Source organism: Deltaproteobacteria bacterium HGW-Deltaproteobacteria-6 (genome assembly GCA_002840435.1).
Lineage (GTDB): Bacteria > Desulfobacterota > Syntrophia > Syntrophales > Smithellaceae > UBA8904.
In genome coordinates this window covers 152998-178231 of sequence record PHAT01000003.1, presented here as the reverse complement: position 1 = coordinate 178231, position 25234 = coordinate 152998, and the positions used below count along the sequence as shown (strand labels likewise).

Annotated in this window: 21 protein-coding genes; 11 read left to right on the top strand and 10 right to left on the bottom strand. The window is 52.8% G+C overall.

Annotation, left to right across the window (positions count from 1 at the left end; translation table 11 throughout):
• Positions 1-10: 10 nt before the first annotated feature.
• The 3 genes from CVU71_07615 to katG all read left to right on the top strand — a co-directional run bounded on the left by CVU71_07615 (position 11) and on the right by katG (position 5597).
• On the top strand, positions 11-1372 hold the full coding sequence (locus CVU71_07615) for a two-component system response regulator (protein PKN19367.1): 1362 nt from the start codon (positions 11-13) through the stop codon (positions 1370-1372).
• An 87-nt stretch (positions 1373-1459) separates the two neighbouring features.
• Positions 1460-2914, top strand: coding sequence for a hypothetical protein (locus CVU71_07610; GenBank protein ID PKN19366.1), 1455 nt, complete (start codon positions 1460-1462; stop codon positions 2912-2914).
• A 496-nt stretch (positions 2915-3410) separates the two neighbouring features.
• A complete protein-coding gene (gene katG / locus CVU71_07605) occupies positions 3411-5597 on the top strand; it encodes a catalase/peroxidase HPI (protein PKN19365.1) in 2187 nt (728 codons plus the stop codon).
• Between the two features lie 165 nt (positions 5598-5762).
• Here the strand turns inward: katG and CVU71_07600 are convergent, their stop codons facing one another.
• From CVU71_07600 to CVU71_07590, 3 genes are all read right to left on the bottom strand, one after another.
• Entirely contained in the window at positions 5763-6248 is a 486-nt protein-coding gene (locus CVU71_07600) for a hypothetical protein (GenBank protein ID PKN19364.1), read from the bottom strand.
• A gap of 72 nt (positions 6249-6320) precedes the next feature.
• Positions 6321-7382, bottom strand: a complete 1062-nt coding sequence (gene corA / locus CVU71_07595) for a magnesium and cobalt transport protein CorA (protein ID PKN19363.1) — start codon at positions 7380-7382, stop codon at positions 6321-6323.
• Between the two features lie 13 nt (positions 7383-7395).
• On the bottom strand, positions 7396-8847 hold the full coding sequence (locus CVU71_07590; GenBank protein PKN19362.1) for a hypothetical protein: 1452 nt from the start codon (positions 8845-8847) through the stop codon (positions 7396-7398).
• Positions 8848-9017: 170 nt separating this feature from the next.
• Between CVU71_07590 and CVU71_07585 the strand changes: the two genes are divergently transcribed.
• The gene (locus CVU71_07585; protein ID PKN19361.1) at positions 9018-9812 is read left to right on the top strand and encodes a hypothetical protein; all 795 of its coding nucleotides are present in this window, start codon (positions 9018-9020) and stop codon (positions 9810-9812) included.
• A gap of 124 nt (positions 9813-9936) precedes the next feature.
• Here CVU71_07585 and CVU71_07580 read toward each other — a convergent pair whose 3' ends face one another.
• The 5 genes from CVU71_07580 to CVU71_07560 all read right to left on the bottom strand — a co-directional run bounded on the left by CVU71_07580 (position 9937) and on the right by CVU71_07560 (position 18066).
• The gene (locus tag CVU71_07580) at positions 9937-13002 is read right to left on the bottom strand and encodes a multidrug efflux protein (protein ID PKN19360.1); all 3066 of its coding nucleotides are present in this window, start codon (positions 13000-13002) and stop codon (positions 9937-9939) included.
• Between the two features lie 16 nt (positions 13003-13018).
• A complete protein-coding gene (locus CVU71_07575; GenBank protein PKN19359.1) occupies positions 13019-14149 on the bottom strand; it encodes an efflux transporter periplasmic adaptor subunit in 1131 nt (376 codons plus the stop codon).
• A gap of 18 nt (positions 14150-14167) precedes the next feature.
• On the bottom strand, positions 14168-15586 hold the full coding sequence (locus CVU71_07570) for an RND transporter (GenBank protein PKN19530.1): 1419 nt from the start codon (positions 15584-15586) through the stop codon (positions 14168-14170).
• 100 nt (positions 15587-15686) lie between these two features.
• Complete coding sequence (locus CVU71_07565) at positions 15687-16460, bottom strand: DUF1460 domain-containing protein (GenBank protein ID PKN19358.1); 774 nt, start codon at positions 16458-16460, stop codon at positions 15687-15689.
• A gap of 211 nt (positions 16461-16671) precedes the next feature.
• Complete coding sequence (locus tag CVU71_07560) at positions 16672-18066, bottom strand: threonine synthase (protein ID PKN19357.1); 1395 nt, start codon at positions 18064-18066, stop codon at positions 16672-16674.
• On the opposite strand from CVU71_07560, the gene CVU71_07555 reads away from it, so the two are divergent.
• From CVU71_07555 to CVU71_07540, 4 genes are read left to right on the top strand one after another with little or no spacing between them, the layout of a single operon-like run.
• The gene (locus tag CVU71_07555) at positions 18050-18271 is read left to right on the top strand and encodes a hypothetical protein (protein PKN19356.1); all 222 of its coding nucleotides are present in this window, start codon (positions 18050-18052) and stop codon (positions 18269-18271) included. The two genes, CVU71_07560 and CVU71_07555, sit on opposite strands and share 17 nt — an antisense overlap.
• Positions 18272-18295: 24 nt before the next feature.
• Entirely contained in the window at positions 18296-19348 is a 1053-nt protein-coding gene (gene selD / locus CVU71_07550; protein PKN19355.1) for a selenide, water dikinase SelD, read from the top strand.
• A 14-nt stretch (positions 19349-19362) separates the two neighbouring features.
• Positions 19363-20451, top strand: coding sequence for a hypothetical protein (locus CVU71_07545; GenBank protein PKN19354.1), 1089 nt, complete (start codon positions 19363-19365; stop codon positions 20449-20451).
• Positions 20448-21488: a hypothetical protein gene (locus tag CVU71_07540; protein PKN19353.1), complete on the top strand. Its 1041-nt coding sequence runs from the start codon at positions 20448-20450 to the stop codon at positions 21486-21488. The genes CVU71_07545 and CVU71_07540 overlap by 4 nt, the downstream gene beginning before the upstream one ends.
• 80 nt (positions 21489-21568) lie before the next feature.
• Here CVU71_07540 and CVU71_07535 read toward each other — a convergent pair whose 3' ends face one another.
• Together CVU71_07535 and CVU71_07530 are read right to left on the bottom strand one after the other, a co-directional pair.
• Positions 21569-21856 carry a hypothetical protein gene (locus tag CVU71_07535; GenBank protein PKN19352.1) on the bottom strand — a complete coding sequence of 96 codons (288 nt, stop codon included), beginning with the start codon at positions 21854-21856 and terminating at the stop codon, positions 21569-21571.
• A gap of 17 nt (positions 21857-21873) precedes the next feature.
• The gene (locus CVU71_07530; GenBank protein PKN19351.1) at positions 21874-22410 is read right to left on the bottom strand and encodes a hypothetical protein; all 537 of its coding nucleotides are present in this window, start codon (positions 22408-22410) and stop codon (positions 21874-21876) included.
• Between the two features lie 218 nt (positions 22411-22628).
• Here CVU71_07530 and CVU71_07525 point away from each other — a divergent pair, with 218 nt between their 5' ends.
• The 3 genes from CVU71_07525 to mlaD are packed head-to-tail and all read left to right on the top strand — an operon-like array spanning position 22629 to position 25219.
• On the top strand, positions 22629-23477 hold the full coding sequence (locus CVU71_07525) for an ABC transporter permease (GenBank protein PKN19350.1): 849 nt from the start codon (positions 22629-22631) through the stop codon (positions 23475-23477).
• Positions 23478-23486: 9 nt separating this feature from the next.
• Positions 23487-24737, top strand: a complete 1251-nt coding sequence (locus tag CVU71_07520; GenBank protein PKN19529.1) for a diguanylate cyclase — start codon at positions 23487-23489, stop codon at positions 24735-24737.
• Positions 24734-25219: an outer membrane lipid asymmetry maintenance protein MlaD gene (gene mlaD, locus CVU71_07515; protein PKN19349.1), complete on the top strand. Its 486-nt coding sequence runs from the start codon at positions 24734-24736 to the stop codon at positions 25217-25219. Before CVU71_07520 ends, mlaD begins: the two co-directional genes overlap by 4 nt.
• Positions 25220-25234: the final 15 nt, after the last annotated feature.

The window sequence follows — 25234 nt, the reverse complement described above, 5'->3', positions numbered from 1 at the left end:
GATGTTACGAATGCAGAAATTAGATATTCTGATAGTGGAAGACGGCCGTTCGCAGCGGGAGATGCTGCGCGATTTTCTGATTTCCGAAGGTCACAGGGTCCTGGAAGCGGAAAATGGTGAAACCGCGATCAAAACGGTTTCCAATAAGCATTTTGATTTGATTCTCCTGGATTACAAAATGCCCGGTATGGACGGCATGGAAGTGCTCAAGGAAATGAAGAGGATCAACCAGGAAATCGATGTCGCCATCATTACCGCTTACGGCACCATTGAAACGGCTGTGGAAGCCATCAAAGTCGGCGCCATTGACTACATCACGAAACCCATCGAACTGGAAGAACTGCTGATCCTGGTGGATCGGGTGGCGGAACGCCGCGGTCTCATCCGGGAAAATGAACTCTTGAAACAGCAGCTGGAAAAACAAGGCATAACTGCGGAAAAGATCATTTATAAAAGCGCTCAGATGGTAGAGTTGATCAACATGGCCAGCCGGGTCGCGCCCAGCAGGGCATCCGTGCTGATTCAGGGTGAAAGCGGTACGGGAAAGGAACTCCTGGCGCGTCTGATTCATCAATTGAGCCCGCGGGTGCACAGACCCATTGTGGTGGTGAACTGCGGCGCTCTGCAGGAAAATTTGCTGGAGAGTGAATTATTCGGCCATGAGAAAGGAGCCTATACCGGCGCAAGCTCCCGCCGCATCGGGCGTTTTGAAGACGCGGACGGCGGCACACTTTTTCTTGATGAAATCGGCGAACTGAGCCCCGGCATTCAGGTTAAATTATTGCGCTTTCTGCAGGAGCGGGAAATTACTCGTCTCGGCAGTAACGCCAGCATTTCTGTCGATGTCCGCATCATCAGCGCCACCAATCGCGATTTAGAGGGCCGGGTTAAAGAAGGGGCGTTCAGAGAGGACCTTTTTTACCGGCTGAAAGTCGTGACGATGTCGCTTCCGCCGCTGAGGGAGAGAAAAGAAGATCTGCCCGCGCTGGTCGAGCATTTTATGGAAAAATTTGCCAGAGAAAACGCAAAAAATATCCGGGGTATGACTGCTGAAGCAAGGGATTTGCTCCTGAAATACGACTATCCGGGCAATGTGCGGGAACTGGTTAATATTATGGAACGGGCTGTTGTCATTGCCCGGGACGACTATATCACCGTGAACGACCTTCCTTTTAAAAATGATTCTTTCACGGATGTTTCGGACAAAAAAGGGTCAGGATCCCTTCGGAACTCGCTTGAAGATCTTGAAAAGCATCTGATCGGCGAGGCCATGATCAAGGCGGCTGATAACCAGACCAAAGCCGCTGAAATTCTGGGTATGTCGGAAAGAATGCTGAGATATAAGCTGAAGAAGTACGACCTGAAGAACTAGAGGCAGGGCTGTTGACCCGGATGCGTTTCCGTAAGGAGGGCGCAAAAGAGAAACACTTCATTACTGATCTCGACAAAAGGGTGCCGGATGAACGATCCTTCCAAGACAAATCAAGATCTGATCGAAGAAAATACCTTATTAAAAAAAAGAATCCGGAAGCTGGAAGCAGCTGAGGCAGAGCACAGGCGGATGGCGGAAAACCTTCGGACTTCCGAACTCATCTATCAGACTATTTTTGAAACAACAGGGACCACCATGCTGATCATTGAGGAAGATATGACGATATCCCTGGTAAATGATCAATGGGGATGTCTGACCGGGTATACACGGGAGGAAGTAGAAGGGAAAAGAAAGTGGACGGAATTTATTGAAAAAGATGATCTGGAAGAGATGATCTCCCGCCACAAGTTGCGGAGAGCGGATCCGGGGCTTGCGAAGAAAAGCTATGAGTTTAAGATTGTGCACAAAGACGGCAGTCTGAAAAACATCCTCTTAAACATTGATCTGATACCGGGTACAAAAAAAAGCATCGCTTCTCTGATGAACATTACGGACCTTAAGCAGGCGGAGTTCAATCTTTTACAGGCTGAAGAAAATTATCGGAGCATCTTTGAGAACGCCCAGGAAGGGATTTACCGGACAACACCCGACGGGAAATTCATCATGGTCAACAAGGCTATGGCGCGAATACTCGGATACGATTCCCCCGGGGAACTGATGGACAGCGTAACCGATGTTACCCGTCAACTCTATGTCGATTCTAAAGAACGTGCAAAGATCGTAGAGTGTATCGAACGGCAGGGCTTTGCCAGGAATGACGGGCTTCAATTCTACCGAAGGGATGGACGCACGATCTGGGTATATCTGACCATGCGTGCCGTTCATGATGAGCGGGGGAAGCTTCTCTATCTGGAAGGACTTATCGAAGATATCACTAACCGGAAAGAGAGTGTCGATCACCTCAGAAAAGCTCTGGGAGGAGCCGTTCAGGCAATTGCCTCGCTGGTCGAAACGAAAGACCCCTACACAGCGGGCCATCAACGCCGCGTGGCGGATCTTGCCCGTTCCATTGCCAGAGAGATGGGCCTTTCCGACGAACAGATCAACGGCATCCGGATGGCCGGTATCATCCATGACATTGGAAAAATCTCTGTTCCTTCCGAAATTCTCAGCATGCCGAGAAAATTAACAGACCTGGAGTTCGACCTCATCAAGACCCACGCTCAGTCCGGATATGACATTCTGAAGGACATTGAATTTCCCTGGCCCATTGCCCGCATGGTCCTTGAACATCATGAGCGGATGAACGAGTCCGGATATCCGAACGCCCTGGCCGATGACAACATTCTCCTGGAGTCACGGATCCTGGCGGTAGCCGATGTGGTGGAGGCCATTGCCACGCATCGGCCTTACCGGTCGGCATTAGGACTTGATGCCGCTTTGGAAGAGATAACCGGGAACAAGGGTGTTCTGTATGATGCCGATGTGGTGGATGCCTGCCTGCGCCTCTTCCAAGAGAAGGGTTATAAAATTAAAGAATAAGCATAATATATCCGGGATCATTCTGATTATGTTCAGAAACCGGGCGGAACACAAGAGGCATTTTCCAGGGGAAATTTTCTACTCGTTTTCTCTGGCCTCTCTTCCGCTTCCAACGTCGCTGCTTGGGCGATCAGGAGGAGCAATTTATTTTTGGCGCTTTCTCCCTTTTCAGCTTGTTTAGGGCACTTGGACTTCTTTTCTGCTGAAAACGAAAATAGTAAAACAAAAAATCAATAATATTTCCGAAAGCTTTTCTCTGCCAGCGCAATTGGTTTATATATTTGACAGTACGATTATGCTTATTACCCGTATCATGACGGAAGCTGAAGACCGTTGGCGTATTTGCAATAAGCAATAAACGATATCAAAAGCAATGCAGCCGTCAAGCCGCGCTCCGGCTGATTTCATGGTCAGCCCGTTTGCCATATCGGCGCCGAAGTACTATCTTTCGTAGTAGAACTGTTCAACAAGTCATACAATGAAAGGAGCAAATATCATGGATGGGGAAAAAACAGGCCAAACTCACGAATACACGGAAGGCGGCGGCACAACGAACCGGGACTGGTGGCCCAACCAGCTGAAGCTCGATATCCTGCACCAGCATTCCTCGAGGTCCAACCCGATGGGCGGGGATTTCAACTATGCTGAAGAATTCAAGAGTCTCGACTTAAATGCCGTGAAGAAGGACCTCCGTGACCTGATGACGACGTCGCAGGACTGGTGGCCGGCGGACTTCGGCCACTACGGACCTTTGTTTATCCGGATGGCGTGGCACAGCACCGGCACCTACCGTGTAGGCGACGGCCGCGGCGGCGGCGGCAGGGGCCAGCAGCGCTTTGCGCCCCTCAACAGCTGGCCCGACAATGTCAGCTTGGACAAGGCGCGCCGTCTGCTCTGGCCGATCAAACAGAAGTATGGCCGGAAGATTTCCTGGGCCGACCTGATGGTTCTCACGGGCAACGTCGCCCTGGAATCGATGGGTTTCAAGACTTTCGGATTCGGTGGCGGCCGCGAGGATGTCTGGGAGCCCGATCATGACGTCTACTGGGGCAAAGAAAAAACATGGCTGGGCGGCGACAAACGCTATTCCGGCGAGCGGGATCTTGAGAATCCGCTCGCTGCGGTGCAGATGGGGCTGATCTACGTGAACCCGGAAGGCCCGAACGGCAATCCGGACCCGATCGCCGCAGCCAGGGACATCCGCGAGGTCTTCGCCCGCATGGCGATGAACGACGAAGAGACTGTGGCCCTTATCGCGGGAGGCCACGCGTTCGGCAAGACCCACGGCGCGGGACCTGCAACACATGTGGGGCCTGATCCCGAAGCGGCCGGCATCGAGGAACAGGGGCTGGGCTGGAAGAACAGCTTTGGCACGGGCAAAGGCGCCGACACGATCACCAGCGGCCTGGAAGTCATCTGGACCAACACACCCACGAAATGGAGCAACAACTTCTTCCGGATCCTGTTCAGCTTCGAATGGGAATTGACGAAAAGCCCGGCCGGTGCTTACCAGTGGAAGCCGAAGGGCGACGCCGGCGCCAATACCGTGCCGGACCCGCACGACCCGTCCAAACGCCGGACGCCGGGTATGTTGACAACTGACCTTGCTTTGCGGTTCGACCCTGTCTACGAAAAGATCTCCAGGCGCTTCTATGAGAACCCGGACCAGCTTGCCGACGCCTTTGCCCGGGCCTGGTTCAAGCTGACCCATCGCGACATGGGCCCCCGCGCCCGTTACCTCGGCCCGGAGGTTCCAAAAGAAGAGCTCATCTGGCAAGACCCCATCCCTGCCGTCAATCACCGGCTGATTGATGCAGAGGATATCGCCTCCCTCAAAGGCAAAATTATCGCTTCCGGCCTGTCTGTGCCGGAGCTGGTTTCGACCGCCTGGGCGTCGGCGTCCACTTTTCGCGGCTCCGACAAGCGCGGGGGCGCCAATGGCGCCCGCATCCGTCTGGCGCCGCAGAAGGATTGGGAAGTCAACCAGCCGGCCCGGCTGGCGAAGGTGCTCAAGACTCTGGAGGGTATCCAGAGCGCGTTCAACGACGCCCGGTCCGGCGGCAAGAAGGTATCCCTGGCTGACCTGATTGTGCTGGCAGGCTGTGCGGGCGTCGAGCAGGCAGCGAAGAATGCCGGCTACAAGGTAACGGTTCCCTTCGCACCGGGGCGTATGGATGCTTTGCAGGAGCAGACAGATGTGCAGTCCTTCGCGGTACTCGAACCGGTTGCGGACGGATTCCGTAACTATCAAAAAAATAAATATGCCGTAAAGCCGGAGGAAATGCTGGTGGATCGTGCGCAATTGCTGACGCTGACCGCGCCCGAAATGACGGTGCTGGTGGGCGGCATGCGCGTCCTTTTGACAAACTCCGGAGGGTCCCGGCACGGCGTCTTCACCAAGCGGCCGGAAGCGCTCACCAATGACTTCTTCGTGAATCTGCTCGACATGAGTACGATGTGGGCGGCAACCGCGGAAGATGCGGATATTTTCGAAGGTCGTGATCGCAAAACGGGCGAGCTCAAATGGACCGGCACCCGTGTCGACCTGATCTTTGGTTCAAACTCACAACTCAGAGCCCTGGCGGAAGTCTATGCATGTGATGATTCCCGGGAGAAGTTCCTGTACGATTTTATAAGGGCATGGAACAAAGTCATGAATCTTGACCGTTTCGACCTCGGCTGATAGCGGTAAATGCAAGCGCATCGGTTCAAACGGGATGCATGCATCATTCGGATGAAAACGGAAAAGCCGCCAAGACGGGCGGCTTTTTTATGATCCGTGTAATCCCGCTGTTGCGGGACGGGCGTTAATCGCCGGTGCCTGCTGCGAGGCGGTTGATTCGGATATTTATTTGGCGTAGCGTTTTTTCATGTCGCACAGGAGCGCGTAATGCTTTCTCTCTTCATCGATGATTTTCTCAATCGCTTCGTGCTGGGCCGCCGGAACCAGATTTTTGATTTCATGATAATACAGAACGGAATCCAGCTCGCGCTGCATGGCAAAATCGAAGGCGGCAACGGTATCTTTTATGCCTGCCAACTGTTTGTCCATGATTTCTTTCGTGAAAATAAGATTATTGTCCACATAATTGCGCAAATAGGCGCTGTATTCGCCGGCGTACTGCTCGGGCGGATTGTATTTTTCCATGGCGGCAAAGAATTTTTCAAATGTCTTTTTATGGGCTGCCTCGGCATCAGCCAGATGCGCAAAAAGTTTTTTTGCATCTTCCTGTTTGGCGATCTGTTCTGCGAATTTATAAAAATTGATCCCGTTTTCTTCAATTCTAATGGCGACTTCGACGATGTCACTTGCTGCAAATACCTGCATATTCATGCCTCCTGAAATTATTAATTACTGACTTAAATTGACACATTTTATAAGCTAATGCAACCGTTTTGCTATGATCTAAATCCACCGCTTTCTGCGGAAAAAAACGACCATTCCGGCGGCAATCATCAACATGACGCCCCATAATCCAAAATATCCCCAGGTCCATGCAAGCTCCGGCATGTTTTCAAAATTCATGCCGTAAACCCCGGCCAGAAACGTCAGCGGCATGAAAATCGTCGCGATAATGGTTAATACTTTCATGACTTCATTGAGCCTCATGCTGACCGAAGAAAGATAAATATCCAGCATGCCGGAGAGCAGATCGCGAAAACTATCCACCGTATCGATGATGGCAATGAGATGGTCGAAGATATCTTTGAAATAAAGGGCATTGGGTTCTTCAATCAATGGCGAATCCGACCGCTGCAGGGAACTGATGGTTTCCCGAAGCGGCCATAATGATTTTCGAAGAAAGATCAGTTCCCTTTTTAAATTATGAATGGATTGGAGTTTGGCCGGCGTGGTCTGCTTGATCAGATCACTTTCCAACTGTTCAATCCGGTCTTCCATATTATCCAGCAGGATAAAATAGTTATCCACTACATTGTCGATGAGGGCATGCACCAGGTAATCGCATCCGGATTTCCTGATTTTGCCTTTGTCACCCCGCAGCCTTTCCCGAACCGGTTCAAAAAGCGCGCTTTCTTTTTCCTGAAAAGACAAAATGAAATTTTTCCCTAAAACGATGCTGATCTGCTGGGAAAACAGCGCATCGTTTTCATGGTGATAGAAGTTTCTTAAGACAACATAGAGGTAATCCGTTAAATCTTCTATTTTGGGCCGTTGATCCGTATTGAGAATATCTTCCAGAATGAGAGGGTGCAGGCCGAACAGTTGGCCGATGCTTTCCAGCAGAGCCACGTCCTGCAGACCGTCGATGTTAATCCACAGGCTGCCGGGCAGATCTTTTGCCGCGCGTAAATCAGCGGCGGAGTTTACTTCCTTTTCCTCGAAAAAATTTTCGTCGTAGCGGACCAGGGTAATCTTCGATTTTTCCTGATACGCGTAACCGATATGGACCAGGCTTCCCGGACTCATTCCGGCCTTGTTCGATCTTTTTTTCAACAGGGAACCCATGCGTTTTTTCTCCTTATTTCTTTTTGACGCGGATGGTGACATGGACCAGCGGAGCTCTGCCCTCCGGGAAGGAAACACCGCTTTTGCCAACGACCTTCAGGGCCATTGCTACGGAGGATGATATGTTGTTCAGATCGACGGGTTCCGTTTCCAGTTTTATTTCCCCGGGCTTCATCCGGGGGTCCATCATCACCCGGACGGCGGTTGGATTCAATGTGATTTTCTGCAGGCCAAGATGATCGGGCAGCCGGTTTTGCGTGGCAACATGGACCGCCAGCGTCGCCCAAACCAGCTTCGATGCGTAAACATGGATTTTTGCGGGACTGATATCGGCGACTGACAAGCTGGATGGCGCGTTGACCATATCTTTGGTTAAAACGAACTCCCGTTTTCCGGCGGCAACCGGAGCCAGGTCCAGCGAAAGCCTCAGCGACTTTTCATTGAGCAGCCGAAAGGCCTGTTCGGGCCCCTGAAAGACCACTTTGGCTTCCGTTAATTGAGGTTCATCGATCTGCCAGCTTTGTGGAATATTCTTATATTCGATGGGAATGATGAAATCGCGGCGCACAATATCCCGCTGGTAGCCGAAGGCCACCCATAAAACACAGGCCAGCCCCAGGGCGATGATTTTTTCCTTCGTGTTTTCCCGAAGCCACCGGAAAACAGGACGTGTTTTCGGCGTCGGGGCGTTGGCGATGTAGAAATTCTCCAAAGCTTCATTCAGCGCGGCTGCGGTGGGGATAATCGTGAGGGATTCCGACCCGGCAAGCGAGATGGCGCCACGTTCTTCGGAAACAACAATGCACAGGGCATCGGATCGTTCCGTGAGCCCCAGTGCGGCCGTATGACGCAGGCCGATGTTTTTATACTGACTGATGTTGACCGACAGAGGCAGATGGCAGCCGAACATGATGATCCGGTTGTCCTTCACCACGACAGCGCCGTCATGTCCCGGAGAATGAGGATCAAAGATACTTTCCAGAAGCGGCTCGCTGATCAGTCCTTGAAGCGGCGTGCCGCCGTTGATATGCCGGTCCAGCGGGTCATGGCCCTGAATAACGATTAAAGCTCCGACGCGCTTTTTGGCCAGATTGGCCGCCGTCTGGGCAATGATGCCCGCCGTTTTCTCCAGTTCCGACAGGGGATGAGTTTCCTTGCGCAGATTGCCGAGCATGGCGAGGCGTTCAAAGAAGCCGCGCAGATCCTCCTGAAAGATGACAACCAGCACAAAAAGCAAAATGGCAAAGAACCCCTGAAGGACCATGACGGTCAGATAAAGCTGAAAAAACCGCGCCGCCAGATAAACGCCGCCCAGAAGCAGGATGCCGATCAGGACAAAACGCGACGCCCTGGTTTTAAACCACATCAGCAGCGCAAAGATCATCGCGGCGATGATCACCACATCCAGGATATCCTGAATCCGGATGCTTTTGATGACCGGGGTGACGACATGGACAAGATACATAAGCACAGCTTTCCGCTTTTAGTGACGTTGTTGCAAATCATATAACGAAATTCCGCAAAGCGTGTCAAGCAGGATTGCCGCAACCGCTTATTTCCTCTCTTCTTTGCAAACCCGATGAATTATGCTAATTTCCCGCATATGAAGATCAGGTCTTTACACCTTCCGGAGGCATGATGATACGACGCGTCTTACTGTTTTGTGCGGCGTTTGTTTTGATACAGGCGGGATGGGCGTCCGCAGCGCCCGGAGGCAGAACGCCACCGCCTAAATACGGTCCCGCGGAAGCGGCCTATGCCGCACCCCTCTGGCAATCCCATGAATACTTTCAATCAACAAAGAATCCGGCCCCTGATTTCTGGCCGCTGATTACCCATTACACAGGACAGCAAAACAGCATTTCCTGCTCTGTCGCGGCCGTGGCAATGGTTCTCAACGCGATCAACAGAACGCATGGCGCTCTCCGGGCCCAGGATGCCAACTATCAGCAGTCCCGATTGATTGATGACGTCAAAGCGGTGCACTGGAAAGAACGTGTGACCGGTGATGGATGGAAAGGCCGCAGGGGACTGACGCTTGCCGAACTGGCGGACGTGATGACGGATGCGCTTAAAACTTACGGAATTACGGGATGGACGGTATCCCTCCGATCCTTTCAGGACGTCGCACCCGGGGCTCTTGAGGAATTGCGCGCTATTCTCCAGGCCAATGAATCATCGGCAGATGATTTTGTCATGGTGCACTTTCTGCAGGACAGGCTGACTGACGATCCCGGCGGACCCTATGCCCACATTTCACCCGTTGGCGCCTATGATGCGGCCCGAGGCCGCGTGCTGATTCTGGACGTCGACCGGGACTATTACGGCCCTTACTGGGTCAGTGTGGAGAGGCTGCTTGCCGCTCTTGCCGCCAGGACGCCGGTTTATGGTTACGGGGGCCTGCTCATTGTACGAAGGGTTTCCAGATAGCGGATCTTTGCCATGGGCCGGTGGGGGGCTTGTCACGATGCCGCAAATCGAGCTTGTCGATGATTTTTTTAATTATCGGCACGCAGAAATATATTTCTGAAATCGTAAAAAAACCAGCGCACATTCAGGCCGTTTTTTCCGGGTCAGCTTTCTGCTGATGATTGTGGGCCATGAGTAAATACATGGCCGGAACAACAAACAGGGTAAACAGCGTGCCAATGGCAATGCCGGTGGTGATGACCAGACCCATGTTGTAACGTCCCGCCGCGCCGGCGCCTGTGGCCATCACCAGCGGCATCACGCCCAGCACCATGGCGGCCGTAGTCATCAGGATCGGCCGCAGTCGGGTTGCCGCGGCAAGTTCAATGGCTTCACGCTTTGTTTTTCCTTCGCGCTGCAGGTCATTGGCGAATTGCACGATGAGGATGCCGTGCTTGCTGATGAGCCCGATGAGCGTCACCAGGCCGACCTGGGTATAAATATTGAGGCTGGCGTCGCCGATGCCGAGGCTGATGAAGATTAATGCCCCGCAGATGGACATGGGTACGGAAACAAGCACGATAACCGGGTCGCGAAAGCTTTCAAAAAGAGCGGCAAGGCACAGGAAAATAATGATCATCGCGAAAGCGAAGGTCACCAGCAGGGCGCTTGATTCCTTGATATACTGCCGCGACTCTCCGGCATAATCGACGCTGTAGCCTTCGGGAAGCACACGGCCGGCTATGGTCTTGAGCTCGGTAAGCGCCTGTCCCAGCGTAATGCCGGGGGTCAGAATGCCGGAGATGGTGGAAGAGTTGAGCTGCTGGAAATGGTTGATGGATGCGGGCACCACCGTGGTCTTGAGCGTGGCAAAGGTGGACACGGGAATGGATGCGCCTGAGGCGGTCTTGATCTGGTAATTCATCAACTGGTCTTCCGTGAGCCTTTCGCTTTGCCTGACCTGCGGGATGACTTTATAGGAACGGCCGGACATGCTGAAATAATTCACGTAGCCGCCCCCCAGCATGGATGCCATTGCCGCGCCGACATCCTGCATGGTAAGTCCCATCTGTGCCGCCTTGTCCCGGTCCACCTCCAGCGTTGTCTGAGGTTTGTTGATTTTCAGATCAGTATCCACATACATGAACAAGCCGCTTTTTTGCGCTTCCTGCAGAAAGGCCTGCGAGACTTCGTCGAGTCGGGTGAAAGAATCGGTCGTGCCGATGACAAACTGCACCGGCAACCCTTCACCAGAGCCGGGCAGGGGCGGCGGCGGAAAGATCACCCCGTTGCCGCCGGCTATCCTGCCCATCCGGTTTTGCATTTCCGGTTGAAGTTCTTTGATGGTGCGCTGGCGTTTATCCCACGGTTTCAGCACGACGCCGGTGAATCCTGAATTGAGGCCGGTGAATCCCTCGACCTGAAACAGGTGATCGATTTCCGGAATATCTTTCAGCAGGTCGTACAACTGAAGGGAATAGAGTTGTGTCTGTTGAAGCGTGGCGTCCGGAGCGGCGGTAAGCATGCCCATCAGAAAACCCTGGTCATCCTGCGGCGCCAGTTCACTTTTGGAATTGGCAAACAGGAAATAATTGCTGGCGAGAATGATGGCCGCAAAAACCATTACAACGGGCATGGCCCCCAGCGCGCCCCGCAGGAGCCGGGTATAAAAGCTGCGCAGCCGGTTAAACTGCCGGTCGATAAATTCCGTAAAACGATGATGCTCACCCGGAACGGGAGCTTTCAGAAAGCGCGAACACATCATCGGGGAGAGGGTGAGCGCGACAACGGCCGACACGAACACGGCGCCCGCCAGGGTGTAGGCAAACTCGGTAAAGAGCGCGCCGGTGAGACCGCCCATAAAACCAATGGGCAGATACACGGCAATAAGCACCACCGTCATGGCGATGATCGGACCGGCCAGTTCCCGGGCCCCCATCACTGCCGCCTGCAAAAGCCCCGCGCCTTCCTCCATGTGCCGTTGCACATTTTCCACCACAATGATGGCATCGTCCACCACCAGACCGATGGCCAGAACCAGGGCCAAAAGCGTCATTAGATTGATCGTGTACCCCAGAGCCGCCATGATGACAAACGTGCCGACAAGCGACAGGGGAATGGCCACCGTGGGGATCAGCACGGAACGAACGGATCCCAGAGACAGAAAAATCACCAATGTCACAATCAGCAGAGCCTGAATCAGTGTTTCGACAACTTCTTTAATAGAACTGTCCACGTAATCGGTTGCGTCATAAACGATTTTGCCTTCCAGCCCTTTCGGCAACTGCGAGGCCACGGCAGGAAAAGTTTCCGCGACTCTGTCGCACACCGAAAGCAGGTTGGCATTGGGCGCCACCTTGATGCTCATGAACACGGCGGCTTTGCCGTCGAAACGTACGGTCATATCGTAACTGTCCGCGCCGAGGGTGACATGGGCGACATCTTCCATGCGGATAATCGCGCCGTTTACGGATTTGATCACCAGTTTGCGGAATTCCGCAACCGTATGCAGGCCCGTCGCCGCCGTCAGATCCACCGTGACCATTTGCCCCTGGGTCCGGCCCAGCGCCGCAATAAAATTATTAGCGGTCAGGGCATTCGTCACATCCGTGGCCGTCAACCCGTACGCCGCCATCTTATCCGGATCAAGCCAGGCTCTGAGCGCGTACTCCTGCTTGCCCAGAATTTCGGCCGTCTGCACGCCTTCCACGGCCTGGAGCTTGGGCTGCACCACCCGGATCAGATAGTCCGTGATGCTGTTCGGGGGCATATCTTTGCTGTAAAAACCGAAGATCATGGAACCGATATTTTCGCCGGTGGAGATCGTAATGACCGGCTGCTGAGCGGCCTTGGGCAGCTGGTTGAGCACGGCGTTGATCTTGGTGTTGATTTCGGAAAGCGCCACATTGGCATCATAATTGAGGCGCATGTTGGCCGTGATGGTGCTCATGCCTTGTGTGCTGGTCGAGGTCAGATAGTTAATCCCGTTGGCCTGGGCGATGGAGTTCTCGAGCGGCGTGGTGATAAAACCGGAAACCAGTTCCGGGTCGGCCCCGGTATAGACGGTTGTGACTTTAACGACCGCATTCTGTGTCTGGGGGTACTCGCGAACGGGCAGCAGGCTAATAGAGCGGAGCCCCAGCACCAGAATCAGGAGGCTCAACACGGTGGCCAGAACGGGGCGCTTGATGAAGAGATCGGTAAATTTCATAAAGGCGGCTTCTCCATTAAGGATCTTTGGGTTCCGGCCGGGCGTCGTTTTGCGGCTGGACGGCGTTGTTGATAACGACGGGACTGCCGCTTCTGAGTTTGAGTTGTCCTGCGGTAACCACCTGGTCGCCTTCCTGGACGCCTTTGAGGATGGCCACCTGGTCGCCTCTCGCCGGTCCCAGCGTGATGAAGCTCTGCCGGACGGCAAGCGATGGTTTGCCGTCTTTCGTCCTGCCTTTGGTTTCCACGATATAAACCGTTTCACCGTAAGGATTGAAGGTTACGGCAGTCCGGGGGATCGTCAGATAGCGGCCTGTTTTTCCCGCCTGAATTTTGACCGTCGCGTACATCCCCGGAAGCAGTTCATGACGGGGATTGGCCACAATGGCTTCAATCTGGACATTGCGCGTCTCACGATCAACCTTCGGGCTGATGGCGGAAATTCTGCCGTTGAATTTTTTATTCGGATACGTATCGGTTACGGCCACAATCGTCTGCCCTGCGGCCAGACGGGAAAGCTCCTGCTGCGGCAGATAAAAATCAATGTAAATCGAATCGAGCGCCTGGAGCGTCACGATCTTGTCTCCCGCATTCAGATACTGACCGGGATTGATCACGCTGATGCCCAGACGGCCGGCGAAAGGCGCGCGGATGGTCTTTTTAACCAGTTGGGCTTCCTGCTGGGCCACCTGCGCCTGCTTGACTTTCAGATCCGCCGCGTCTGCATCCAGCGACGCCTGACTGACGGCCTCGGCAAGAAACTGCTTTTTGTTCCGTTCATAGACGGTTTTCGACAGGTCGCGGGCTGCCGTGAGCGTCTGTAATTGAGCGGTGTCGGCGTCAGCATTGATCTGCACCAGCAGTTGACCGGCCTTGACCTGTTCTCCCGATTTTATATGAACGCTTTGAACCAGACCGGCCACTTCCGCGGCCATGTCGACGCCGCGCACGGCCCGCAGGCTGCCCGTAGCCGAGATCTGCGGCTGCCAGTCCTGCATGGAGGCGACCGCCGTGGAGACCGTGACTTCCGGATCGCCGCCCGCCGACATATACTTTTTCATCATGTAGGATTGAAATGCCTGGTACCCGAAAACCCCGCCGAAAATCACGCCGACCGAAACCAGCATGATGATCATTTTTTTAGTCATTCTGTGTCACCTCATTCGTTACTGTTTCTTCAACTCTCCGCCTGATGCCTGCGAACGGCTCCACCAGCCGCCCCCCAGCGACTGGAAAAGCGCGGCGGTATCCGAGTGCCTCTGGGCCCGTGCGGTAACGACGCTGATGGAGGCTTTCTGGTAATCGCGCTGGGCGATTAAAAGCGCTGAAAAGCTTACCGCCCCCAGCTTATACTGTTTTTCAATCAGGGTGAGCGCCGCCCCGGCCGCCGTCCGGGCGTCGGTCTGCGCCTGCAGGGTTCGGGCGTCTGTTTCGAGCGCGTGCAGGGCATCTGCCACTTCCTGAAAGGCCTTCAGGACGGTCTCGCGGTATTTTGCCGCCGCCTGATCATAAGCGGCCATGGCGCTTCTTCGCTTCGCGGCAAGCTCCCCGCCGCGGAAAATGGGCTGCAAAAGCCCCGCGCCCAGGCTCCAGGCCACGCTCTGTCCGTTAAAAAGAATATCCGTGCCGGTTGCCTGAAATCCATAACTGGCGGAGAGGGTGATTTGCGGATACATATTGGCCGTTGCCACGCCCACCGCAGCGCTTGCCTGATGCAGTAGCGATTCGGAGGCCTGAATGTCCGGCCGCCGGCGCGCCAGGTCCGACGGCAGACTCACGGGCAGGTCTTTCGGCAGCTGAAGGGAATCCAGGTTGAAGCGGGGGAGCCCCCCCTCGCCGGGGAAACTTCCGACTAATACGGCCAGCGCGTGCCGGGTCGTACCCCGTTGCTTTTCCAGAGGCGGCAGTCCCGCGCGCGTCACGGCCACCTGCGTTTCCTGAGCCAGCACAGCCGCTTTGGCCACGGCGCCCAGTTCAAATTGCCTGCCCAGTAAATCAAGCAGTTTTTCTTCGGCCGTAATGATTTCCCGGGTTGCGGCAAGCTGCGCCCTGAGCGATGCTTCCTGAATCGCCGTTGTCACGATGTTGGCAGTCAGGGTCAGATATGTCGCTTCAAAAATGAAGCGCTGATAGTCGGCCTGGGCCTGATACGATTCAATCTGACGCCGTCCGCCGCCGAAAATATCCAGCGTGTAGGAAACGCCGACGGATGTGTTGTAGAGGTTATAGGTGCTGCTTGCTTCCTGATTCACATTGCCGGACGTCCGCTGCCTTGTGGCCTGGAGATTGGCGTTCACGGCCGGAAACAAAGTCGATCCCTGTATCGCACGCAGATCCTCTTCGGATTTGCGCAGCGCCGCCTGGGCCGCGGCAAGCGACGGATTTTTTTCAAGGCCCTTTTTGATCAGGGCATCAAGCTCGGATGAGCCGAACAGCTTCCACCACTGGGCGGGCAACTCCCGGGCAAAGATAAAATGCTGTGCATCGCCGGTTTGAGAGGCGGCGGCAACCGTTTGTAGCGGCAGGGGTGCTTCCGTATAGCGATCGGGCGCTGCCGGATCAGGCTTTATAAAATCGGGACCCACGGTGCAACCGGTCGGGATGGAGATGGAGAGGGCGATGAAAAACAAAATCAGACGCTGGCCATATATGTTCATGTCTTTGACTCTTTATCAACGAAGCATGTTAAGTGAAACGCGCAATCAGGATGCCGGTAAAATTTTTGTTTGATTTCAGATACGCGGGCAGGGTCTGTCCGGAGATGACGACTGCACCCTCCTTGCTTGATGCATGCAGCAAATGCAGCACTCTGCCCTTACGCACGGCAAAACCGGCATGCGCGACGTCCAGCCCCTCCTGGTCCGTCGCGAAGGCAATGATGTCGCCCTGCCGAATCCCCGTCAGTCTGCGGCTGGCCTGGCCTTTGGCAATGATGTGAAAAACTTTGCGGGAAAGCTTTTTTTCCACCAGCAGCATTTTACTCAGTTCGGCTTCACTTTTCAAGCCGGCATACAATTCACGATGATCGGTCATGAAGGTGATTTTTTTGCGCCGGGGCGCTCCGCCCAGAAGGCGTGAGACATTTTTCAATACTTTTTTCTTTTCATTATCGGCAAGCCAGTCAGTAAAGTAATGGAGGCGGGATGCGTAACCATCGATTTTCCCCTGACGGTAGCGGATGAGCTTGACGTTTTTCTGGAATTCAGAAGGCGATAATTTCCCGTTGGCGGTGCTTCGGGCAATCGCCAGAACCGTTTCCACAAACGTTGTGCAATCAAATTCATCAAGGTTGACGACAAGTTTTTCCCTGCCCGTCGTCTCCAGTGTGGCTGCCTTGTAAGGCGCGCCCAGGAAGAAGAGACCAATCTCAGCCACCAGATCACCCGGAAACAAATCCTGTTCCAGCGCCGTTTGCCAGAATTCGTTTTCTTCGGAATAGGAAATTTCTTCTTTCATCATAAAGTTCACCCTCAATGTCTGAGTATAAAGGAAAACATCATGCTCCGGTTATTCAGAAAGACATTTTTTCCTTATCTGAAATAAAGGGAGACCGTGGATATTGCGCCCCAAAGACGAAAAACAAAGCAGCAACTATTCTTTAAATCATTACGGCCATTTTCTCAATCCCGCTCGGCCAGGCTGTTTGATCGGCTGACGGCGTTGTTTTGCGCTAGTCTTTTATTTTTAGACTATTCTGAAGATACTTTTTAAATGCCGCGAAGTCTTTGGACATGCCGACCGCGCTGCCTTCGCGATGCATCAGGTCTTTCATGCTCTCCGGAAGTTCGGGGTCAATGCCCAGAAGGCTTTTGATCTCTTCCGGAAACTTGGCGGGATGGGCGGTTTCCAGGCAGATGGCCAGCTTGGAATCGCCGGTTTTTTCCCGGTAGGCTTCCAGTCCCGCCCAACCCACGGCGCCGTGCTGTTCCAGAATGACATGGTAGCGGTCATAAATGCTTTTAATCGTCCGGCGGGTTTGTTCGTCGGTGACGCTCACGGAGAAAATGCGGCGGCGCATCTCCTCCAGATCAGGATAGCGGTGGACACAGCCTGCGCGGTCGACGGTGCCTCCGTATAATTCAAAGAAGCGCGCCAGGTTGCTGGGGTGCCCCACATTCATGGCGTTGGAAATGCAGGCCCGCGACGGCGACACTTTTGAATATTTGCCTGTTGCGAGAAAGGCCGGGAATTCATCATTTTCATTGGTGGGCATGACAAGTTTCGCCAGAGGCATTCCCATCCGGCGGGCATATTCACAACCCAGGGCGTCTCCGAAATTGCCGGAGGGAACGGAAAAAACAACTTCTTCACCGGCCCCTGCCAGTTGGGCGTAGGCATAAACGTAATAAACGATCTGCGGCAGAATACGGCCGAAGTTAATCGAATTGGCCGATGATAAATTAAAGCGGGCGAGATCGGCATCGGCAAAAGCCTCTTTCACCAGATCTTGGCAGTCGTCGAATTTTCCATCCACGCAAATTGCCCGCACGTTGCCGCCGATGGTATCGAGCTGTTTTTTCTGCATCAGGCTCACTTCGCCGGCGGGATATAAAATGGTCACGTCAATGCCCGAAACGCCTTTATAAGCTTCACCCACGGCGCTTCCGGTGTCGCCGGAGGTCGCGACCAGAATATTGAGCTTTTCTCCGTGAGGGCGGCTGTGGCTCATCAGTCTGGCCATCATTCTTGCGGCAAAATCCTTAAACGATGCCGTGGGGCCCTGATCCAGGCGCATCACAAACGCCCGCGGATAGACCGCTTCCAGCGGCACGGGGAAGTTGTAGGCGTCCTTCAAGATTGCTTCGAGCACCTCGGGCGGAAATTCATCGGACAGAAAGGCCCGGGCGACCATGAGCGCCGCCTGCCAGTAAGGTTTGTCCCGGAGCGCCATCATATCGTCCATGGAAAGCTGCGGAACAGCGTCGGGAACGAACAATCCTTCATCCGGCGCCTGACCAGCAAGCAGGGCTTCTTTAAAGGAAACATTTCCGGTAAAGGGGGTAATTCCCGCAACATTATTCACATGACGATTGGTGCTGTAATACCTGATGGACATCCTGCTCATCCTTTTTTTTAGTCATTTTTTTATAAACTTATTGGCACAAATAAAGCAACAAAAAAACAACCGGCGAAATGCGGCAGGCAAGATCCTGCCGTCCATACGTCTTTGCTTCAGGAGACGGGTGGCCGCGGCCGATGCCGAATACCTGTTGGAAAATATTGACTTCTATGCTAAAAATCAGAAGCCGTTTTTTTGGGAAGCGGTGTAACTTTTATTTTCAGGCCGAGGAAAAATGGAAGAAAAAAAACCTGTCCGTCTGACGGAAACAGTACAGAGCGCAGGTTGAGCCTGTAAGATCGGTCCGGGGGACCTGTCCGACATTCTCAGCGAGCTGCCGCTCATCTCTGATCCTCATTTATTGACCGGATATGAACATGCGGAAGACGCAGGCGTGTATAAAATTTCCGACGACCTCGCGCTGGTGCAGACGGTCGATTTTTTTACGCCGACGGTTGATGATCCCTATACCTTCGGGCAGATCGCCGCGGCAAATGCGCTTAATGATGTTTACGCGATGGGCGGCAAGCCCCTGACCGCGATGAATATCGTTTGCTTTCCGATCAAGACGATGGATAAATCGGTGCTGCGGGACGTTCTGCGCGGGGGGCTGGATAAAATGCGCGAAGCCGGCGCTCTGCTGATGGGCGGGCACAGTGTGGAAGATAATGAAATCAAGTACGGTCTTTCCGTAACCGGCACGATCCATCCGGATCGCGTGCTGTTCAATCGCGGCGCAAAGCCCGGCGACAAACTGATTCTGACCAAACCGCTGGGCACGGGCATTATCAGCACGGCGCTCAAAGCCGATGCGGTTGGTGAATTGCTCCTTGCCCGATCCATCGCCTGCATGACCGAGCTCAACAAAAAAGCCGCAGAGCTGATGATTGCCGCGGGTGATATTCATTCCTGCACGGACATTACCGGATTCGGATTCTTAGGGCACGCCTGTGAAACAATTGAAGGCAGCGCCGTCGGCCTGCGGATTTTTTCATCCGCAGTGCCGATTCTGGAAGGTGTCCGGGACCTGCTGGAAACAGGCTATGTTCCCGGCGGTCTGTATCGCAACCGGGATTTCCGCATCCATCAGGTCGAAAAATCACCGTCGTGTCCGGACTGGATTTTTGATGTCTGTTTTGATCCGCAGACGGCGGGCGGTTTGTTTTTCAGCCTGCCTGCGGCAAAAGCGCAGCGGCTTGTGGAGACCATGCGTGAAAAGGGCATCGCTGACGCGGTCGTCGTGGGCGACGTCGTTATGGAACATCCGGGTAAAATTTTCATGGCGTAAATCATCAGCAGGCGATGAATGCAAAGGAACCGCGACGATTGAATCGATTGCCCTTAAAAAATGAGACTCCGCAGAATTTAAAAAAGCTGCTGGAACTTACGCGTCCTGATGATTCGCTGCTTCTGCTGATGCATGGCAGCCCGGACCCGGATGCGATTGCCTCGGCCATGGCCCTTCGGGAAATTCTTTCACGCAAAAAAGGGTTGTCGAGGTGTGTTTTTGCGGCAACGGAGCCTTTTCGGCGTCAGCAGAACAGAGAACTGGCCCAGGCGATGCGCCTCAATATTCGATTATTGAGCCAGGTGGACGTGAGCGCCTGCCGGTTGATTGCGCTGGTGGATGCCCAACCTTCTTTTTTCGGCGACACTTTTCACTCAATTAAACCGGCCATTGTCTTTGATCATCATCCCCGCCATGGCGACTGGCAGGCGGAGCTTGTGGACATCCGCCCTCAGTACGGTGCGCTCTCTACGATTCTGACCGAATATCTGCTTTGCGCCCGCATTCGCATTCCCCGCAATCTGCACACGGCGCTCCTGTATGGCATCAAGACCGATACGGATAATTTCGATCGCGAAACAGTGGCCGAAGACATCCGGGCCTATATGTATCATGCCCGGCGCGCCAATATGCGGCTGATCAAACGCATCGAACTCAATCAGACGCCGATGAGCTATCTGAAATATTTCGATCATGCCTTTCATTCCATGAAGCATTACCGCGGCCGCCGTGTTGGTTTTCTGGGGCACGTGGAAAGTCCGGATGTCTGCGTGCAGGTGGCGGACTTCTACTTGCGGCTGATCGGCACCTATTACGTCGTCGTTGCGGGCATCGTCAACGATAAGCTGATTATTATTTTCCGGGGCGACGGCTACCGGCAGGACTGCGGTGCGATCGCTGAAAGCGCGTGCGGTCTGATCGGCCAGGGGGGCGGTCATCGCAGCGCCGCCCGGATTGAAATCTCTCTGGATGTTTTAAAAACAGAATTGAAGGGGGATTTATCCCAGCAGCGTGTGGATAATTTTCTTGATCAATGCCTGAAGAGGGGCTATCCGGCAAAAATAAACGCGCCGGTGACTGAAACGGAGACGGAAAAAACATGAAAAACATCGGATTTCAAAAAGAGATTACCACCGGACGCTACCTGAATCCCTTTGACGGCTTTGAACCAAAAGATATTACCATAGAAGAACGCTATGATGAAACGACCGGCGTGGCCAGTCGAATTCTTCCCTACCGGATACGCCTCGCGCAAAAACCGGACACGGACGCTTATGTGGAAAAATCACCTGAATCCATCTGTCCGTTTTGCCCGGAGCTCTTCGACAAACTGACGCCGAAATTCACGCCGGACATTATCGCTGAAGGTAAATTTAAAAGAGGAAAAGCTTTTTTATTTCCCAACGCGTTTCCCTATGACGCTGCCAACACCGTGGCCATTTTTTCATCACGCCATTTTACCGGGCTCGATCAGTTGACGGCGGATGAAATGCACGACGGCTTTGCCGTCTGCCGCGATTATTTTTACCGCCTTGCCGAACTGCAGAAAGGTTATCAATACTGTTCAATCAACTGGAATTATATGCCGCCCGCGGGGGGCGGCCTGATTCATCCTCACCTGCAGACGATTGTGGGCAAAAAGCCGACCAATTTCATGCAGCGGCTCCTGGCCAGCGCGCAAAATTACACGGCCGTCTCCGACGGCGGCAACCTGTGGAGAAATATCCTGGTGACGGAGCAGGATGCCCGGGAGCGCTTTATTGCGACAACCGGCGTCATTTCCTGGCTGACCGCTTTTTCGCCCAAAGGCATGGCCGGAGAAATTGATTTTTATTTCAGGGAAAAGACATCATTTTTCGATCTGACGGAAGCTAACTTTGATGAACTTTTGCAAGGCCTGTCCCGGATTTTTCATTATCTGTATGTCAACAATTTTATGAGTTTTAATCTGTCTTTCTACGCAACCATGACGCCGGAGAAAAATTTCTGGGTCCAGGGAAAAATCGTGCCGCGTTTTGAAATCAACCCTCTGGGCACCAGCGACTTGAATTACTTCGAAAAACTGCACAATGAAATCATCTGCCCCGTGGTGCCGGAACAGTTATGCAAGGAATTGCAGCCGTATTTCACGGAGGCCTAGCAATCGGGACCATCCGTTCTGACTCACAAAAAAGGCGGCATTTTCATGCCGCCTTTTTTGTCAATTGATTCTGAGTCTCATTAATCTTCTTTGCCGCCTGTGCTTGCTGCTGCCGCAGTATCGGAAGACGTTGAGGAACTTTCGCTGGTGGTCGTCTCTTCCTTTTTAGGTTTAGCGAGTTGGGGCTTTTTCCCCGCATAGTCCGTCGCATACCATCCGCTGCCCTTCAAACTGAAAGATGACAGCGACATCATTTTATGGACTTTTCCCTTGCAGAACTTGCATGTTTTCAAATCGGGTTCCGTGATCCCCTGAAACGCTTCAAATTGTTTGCCACACTTTTTGCACTTATATTCGTAGATAGGCATGGTAAAAACCTCCCAAATTAATTATATAAATCACTGATCGTAAACTCACTCGAAAAGCAGTCCAGAACGATTTCCAGATCATTCTGCCTAACCGGCTGCAAAGCGCTCCTGGTCAGGTTGTGAACGATTTTTTCTTCCTGTTCTTTTTCTTCCTGCGGCGCGTCGAAGTCCATATCGCCGTTTCCGAACCGGAGCACGTGAATCAATTCATGAACGGCAATGTACAGCATCAAAGGCGTAAATTTTATAAATGAATTTGCCCGTTCCACCGCATCCAGAATGATATTATCCTGCAGGCACACCCGGTAAAAATCAAAACCTTCCTTGTCTTCCGGCCTCAGATCGGAAGGCCTTTCATAGGAATACTTGCAAAGATGCGCAAACGCGCCGTCTTTTACTTCATGCTGCTTTAGAAATGCAAGTGTTTTTACGTCATATTTGTTTCTGCGCAGATCGTTTTCGCTGATCCGAAAATGGCGGGAAACCAGTTTTTCCGCATCGTTAAATGCCCTGGCCGCCGCCGGTATCTGCGTCTGATCAAAATAACGAACCATAAAAACACCCTGATAACATTCATGAATTATGAGGCAGTATAGTCATTCAGGCCCCCCCTGTCAATATCGGCATGAGCAATCGTGCCCCGTATGAACTGACATGGGATATTTGTCCTTTCCCGCAGCATTTTCCGGTTTAAGGAAGTTCTTGTCAAATGAAGTTGCCAATGCTAGTATTCATGCTTGTCCAATAAATACATAACAAAAGGAAGCTGTTGATGGCACTCACCGCGGACATTCAGAGCGGATCTGAGAATGAAACAAAAGAAGAACCGGGTACGTTCATTTTCCGTCCATTCGCCTATATCGGCCGGACGGTCATTGCTTGGGTCGATCGTATGGGAGCGGCCGCCATTTTTCTTTTTATGGCGTTTTTGCAGATTTTCCATGGCAAACAGCTGCCAAAAACGGTTGAGCAGATCTATTACATCGGAGCAAGATCCATCACCATCATCATGCTGGTGAGTTTGTTTACCGGCATGGTCCTGGGGCTGCAATCCTATCACGCGCTGCTTAAATTCGGCGCGTCAGGCGCGGTTGGTTCTCTGGTATCGCTTTCGTTGATTATGGAACTAGGGCCGGTACTGACCGCCATCATGATTACGGCCCGGGCCGGATCGGCGATAACAGCGGAGATCGGCATCCAGCGCATCAGCGAACAGATAGATGCCCTGCATACCATGCGGATCAATCCGCTCCGGTATCTCATCAGCCCCAAAATTGCCGCGGCGGTCGTCAGCTTTCCTCTATTGACGGCTGTATTTGACCTTATCGGCATCTTCGGCGGCTATATTTCCACCGTTATGCTCCTGGGGTTGAATGGCGGCGTTTACCTGCATAGCATCCAGACTTACGTGGTCATGAGCGACATCACCAACGGATTTGTTAAATCGCTGGTCTTTGCAGTGATTGTTGCCACGGTTTGTTGTTACCAGGGATATTTTGCGCATATGCGCAAAGACGGCCACGGCGCCCAGGCGGTCGGCCTCGCGACAACGTCGGCGGTGGTGACGTCCTGTGTGCTGATTCTGGTTTCGGACTACGTCGTGACGTCGCTGATGGTATAGAGAGACATGATGGATACGCCACTGATTGAATTTAAAAATGTAACCAAACGCTTCGGCGCAAAAACCGTGCTGGAAAGCGTTAATTTGCAGATCTACGAAGGGCAGATTACAACAATTATCGGTCTTTCCGGATCGGGCAAAAGCGTGATGCTCAAACACATCATCGGACTGATCCAGCCTGACGAAGGCGCCATATATTTCCGGGGCAAACCGATTGCGGAGATGAAGAAAGCAGAGATCGCCGCAGCCTTTGCGCAGATCAGCTATATGTTTCAGGGCAATGCCCTTTTTGATTCCCTCACGGTCTATGATAACATCGCATTGCCCCTGCGGGAAACCACCCATTTGAAGAAAGCGGAAATCGACCGCCGGGTGATGGCCAGAATCGAGCAGACGGAACTGACCGAGGCTATTCATAAATATCCGTCGGAACTTTCCGGAGGCATGCAAAAAAGGGCGGCGCTTGCCCGCGCGCTGATTACCGATCCGCAAATCGTCCTTTTTGATGAACCGACGACCGGGCAGGATCCCGTCCGTAAAAATGCGATTTTGAGCATGATTGCCCAGTACCAGAGAAAATTTAATTTTACCGCCATCCTCGTCAGCCATGAAATTCCGGATGTCTATTTCATTTCCAATCGTATTCTGGCTCTTTATGACCGCCGGATTGTTTTTCAGGGGACGCCGGCTGAACTGGAAAATCTCGATCATCCGTTTATGGATGAAGTCATCAGCAGTCTGGAAGCGCTGCAAAAAGAATTAACCGGTCTTTACTCCAAACGTCAGTTCGGCATGCTCAATCATCTTCAGTTGAAAAGGCGCGAGGTTGGAGAAGCATATAGCCTGGTGGTTTTCAGCCTGAAAGAGCTGAACGCCATCATTACGAAAGTCGGACACGACGCGGCGCAGGAAGCTTTGCGAAATTTAGGATTATATATCGATAAGCACTTTGGCGCCATCGGCGGGTTTTCCACCCGCCGGAATACCAACGAAATTATTACGATGCTTCCCTATTCAAAAATTGCCGAAGCGGAAAGTATTATGGAAAACTTCGTCGTGGATTTTCATAAAAAAATCATTCCCGCCATTCAGGATTCGGCCTGCAACCTGGCTTCGGGGGAGTCGGTGGAATTGACGATCATGGCTGGAATTGCCGAGGGGCAACCGGCAATCGACATCGAGTCGGTGATTGCCCTGGCAAAATCTCAACAAAAAGAAATCGGGCGGCTTCATTGCGCCGCCGGAGGAGTGAATACATGAAAAAGTACACCATGGAAACAATCGTCGGCATCTTTGTTGTTTTCGGTCTGATCTGTGTCGGATATATGACCGTCAAGCTCGGCAAGGTCGATATTATGGGGGATAATTCCTACTCACTCGTTGCCAAGTTTACCACGGTCACCGGACTGAGAATCGGCAGCCCGGTCAATATTTTAGGGATTGATGTCGGACGCGTGGAAAAAATTACCATGGACCAGGAAAATCAGAAGGCCGTCGTGAAACTGAGAATCAAAAAAGACATCAAGGTCTATGATGATGCCATCGCCTCGATCAAAACAGAAGGACTCATTGGAGACAAGTATCTCAACATTGATCCGGGTGGAGGAGGTGATCTCCTGAAAAACAACGGCGTCATTGTCGACACGCAGGCGGCAGTGGATATTGAACAACTCATCAGCAAGTATGCTTTTGGCGAAGTAAAAAAGGATAATAAAGACGTTAAAAAAGACAGCAAGAAATAGGTTTCGGGAGGCCTG

Coding starts and splice junctions, on each gene's coding strand:
- CVU71_07615 (PKN19367.1), top strand. CDS start 11: ATGCAGAAATTAGATATTCTGATAGTGGAAGACGGCCGTTCGCAGCGG.
- CVU71_07610 (PKN19366.1), top strand. CDS start 1,460: ATGAACGATCCTTCCAAGACAAATCAAGATCTGATCGAAGAAAATACC.
- katG (PKN19365.1), top strand. CDS start 3,411: ATGGATGGGGAAAAAACAGGCCAAACTCACGAATACACGGAAGGCGGC.
- CVU71_07600 (PKN19364.1), bottom strand. CDS start 6,248: ATGAATATGCAGGTATTTGCAGCAAGTGACATCGTCGAAGTCGCCATT.
- corA (PKN19363.1), bottom strand. CDS start 7,382: ATGGGTTCCCTGTTGAAAAAAAGATCGAACAAGGCCGGAATGAGTCCG.
- CVU71_07590 (PKN19362.1), bottom strand. CDS start 8,847: ATGTATCTTGTCCATGTCGTCACCCCGGTCATCAAAAGCATCCGGATT.
- CVU71_07585 (PKN19361.1), top strand. CDS start 9,018: ATGATGATACGACGCGTCTTACTGTTTTGTGCGGCGTTTGTTTTGATA.
- CVU71_07580 (PKN19360.1), bottom strand. CDS start 13,002: ATGAAATTTACCGATCTCTTCATCAAGCGCCCCGTTCTGGCCACCGTG.
- CVU71_07575 (PKN19359.1), bottom strand. CDS start 14,149: ATGACTAAAAAAATGATCATCATGCTGGTTTCGGTCGGCGTGATTTTC.
- CVU71_07565 (PKN19358.1), bottom strand. CDS start 16,460: ATGATGAAAGAAGAAATTTCCTATTCCGAAGAAAACGAATTCTGGCAA.
- CVU71_07555 (PKN19356.1), top strand. CDS start 18,050: ATGGACATCCTGCTCATCCTTTTTTTTAGTCATTTTTTTATAAACTTA.
- CVU71_07560 (PKN19357.1), bottom strand. CDS start 18,066: ATGAGCAGGATGTCCATCAGGTATTACAGCACCAATCGTCATGTGAAT.
- CVU71_07545 (PKN19354.1), top strand. CDS start 19,363: ATGAATGCAAAGGAACCGCGACGATTGAATCGATTGCCCTTAAAAAAT.
- CVU71_07540 (PKN19353.1), top strand. CDS start 20,448: ATGAAAAACATCGGATTTCAAAAAGAGATTACCACCGGACGCTACCTG.
- CVU71_07535 (PKN19352.1), bottom strand. CDS start 21,856: ATGCCTATCTACGAATATAAGTGCAAAAAGTGTGGCAAACAATTTGAA.
- CVU71_07530 (PKN19351.1), bottom strand. CDS start 22,410: ATGGTTCGTTATTTTGATCAGACGCAGATACCGGCGGCGGCCAGGGCA.
- CVU71_07525 (PKN19350.1), top strand. CDS start 22,629: ATGGCACTCACCGCGGACATTCAGAGCGGATCTGAGAATGAAACAAAA.
- CVU71_07520 (PKN19529.1), top strand. CDS start 23,487: ATGGATACGCCACTGATTGAATTTAAAAATGTAACCAAACGCTTCGGC.
- mlaD (PKN19349.1), top strand. CDS start 24,734: ATGAAAAAGTACACCATGGAAACAATCGTCGGCATCTTTGTTGTTTTC.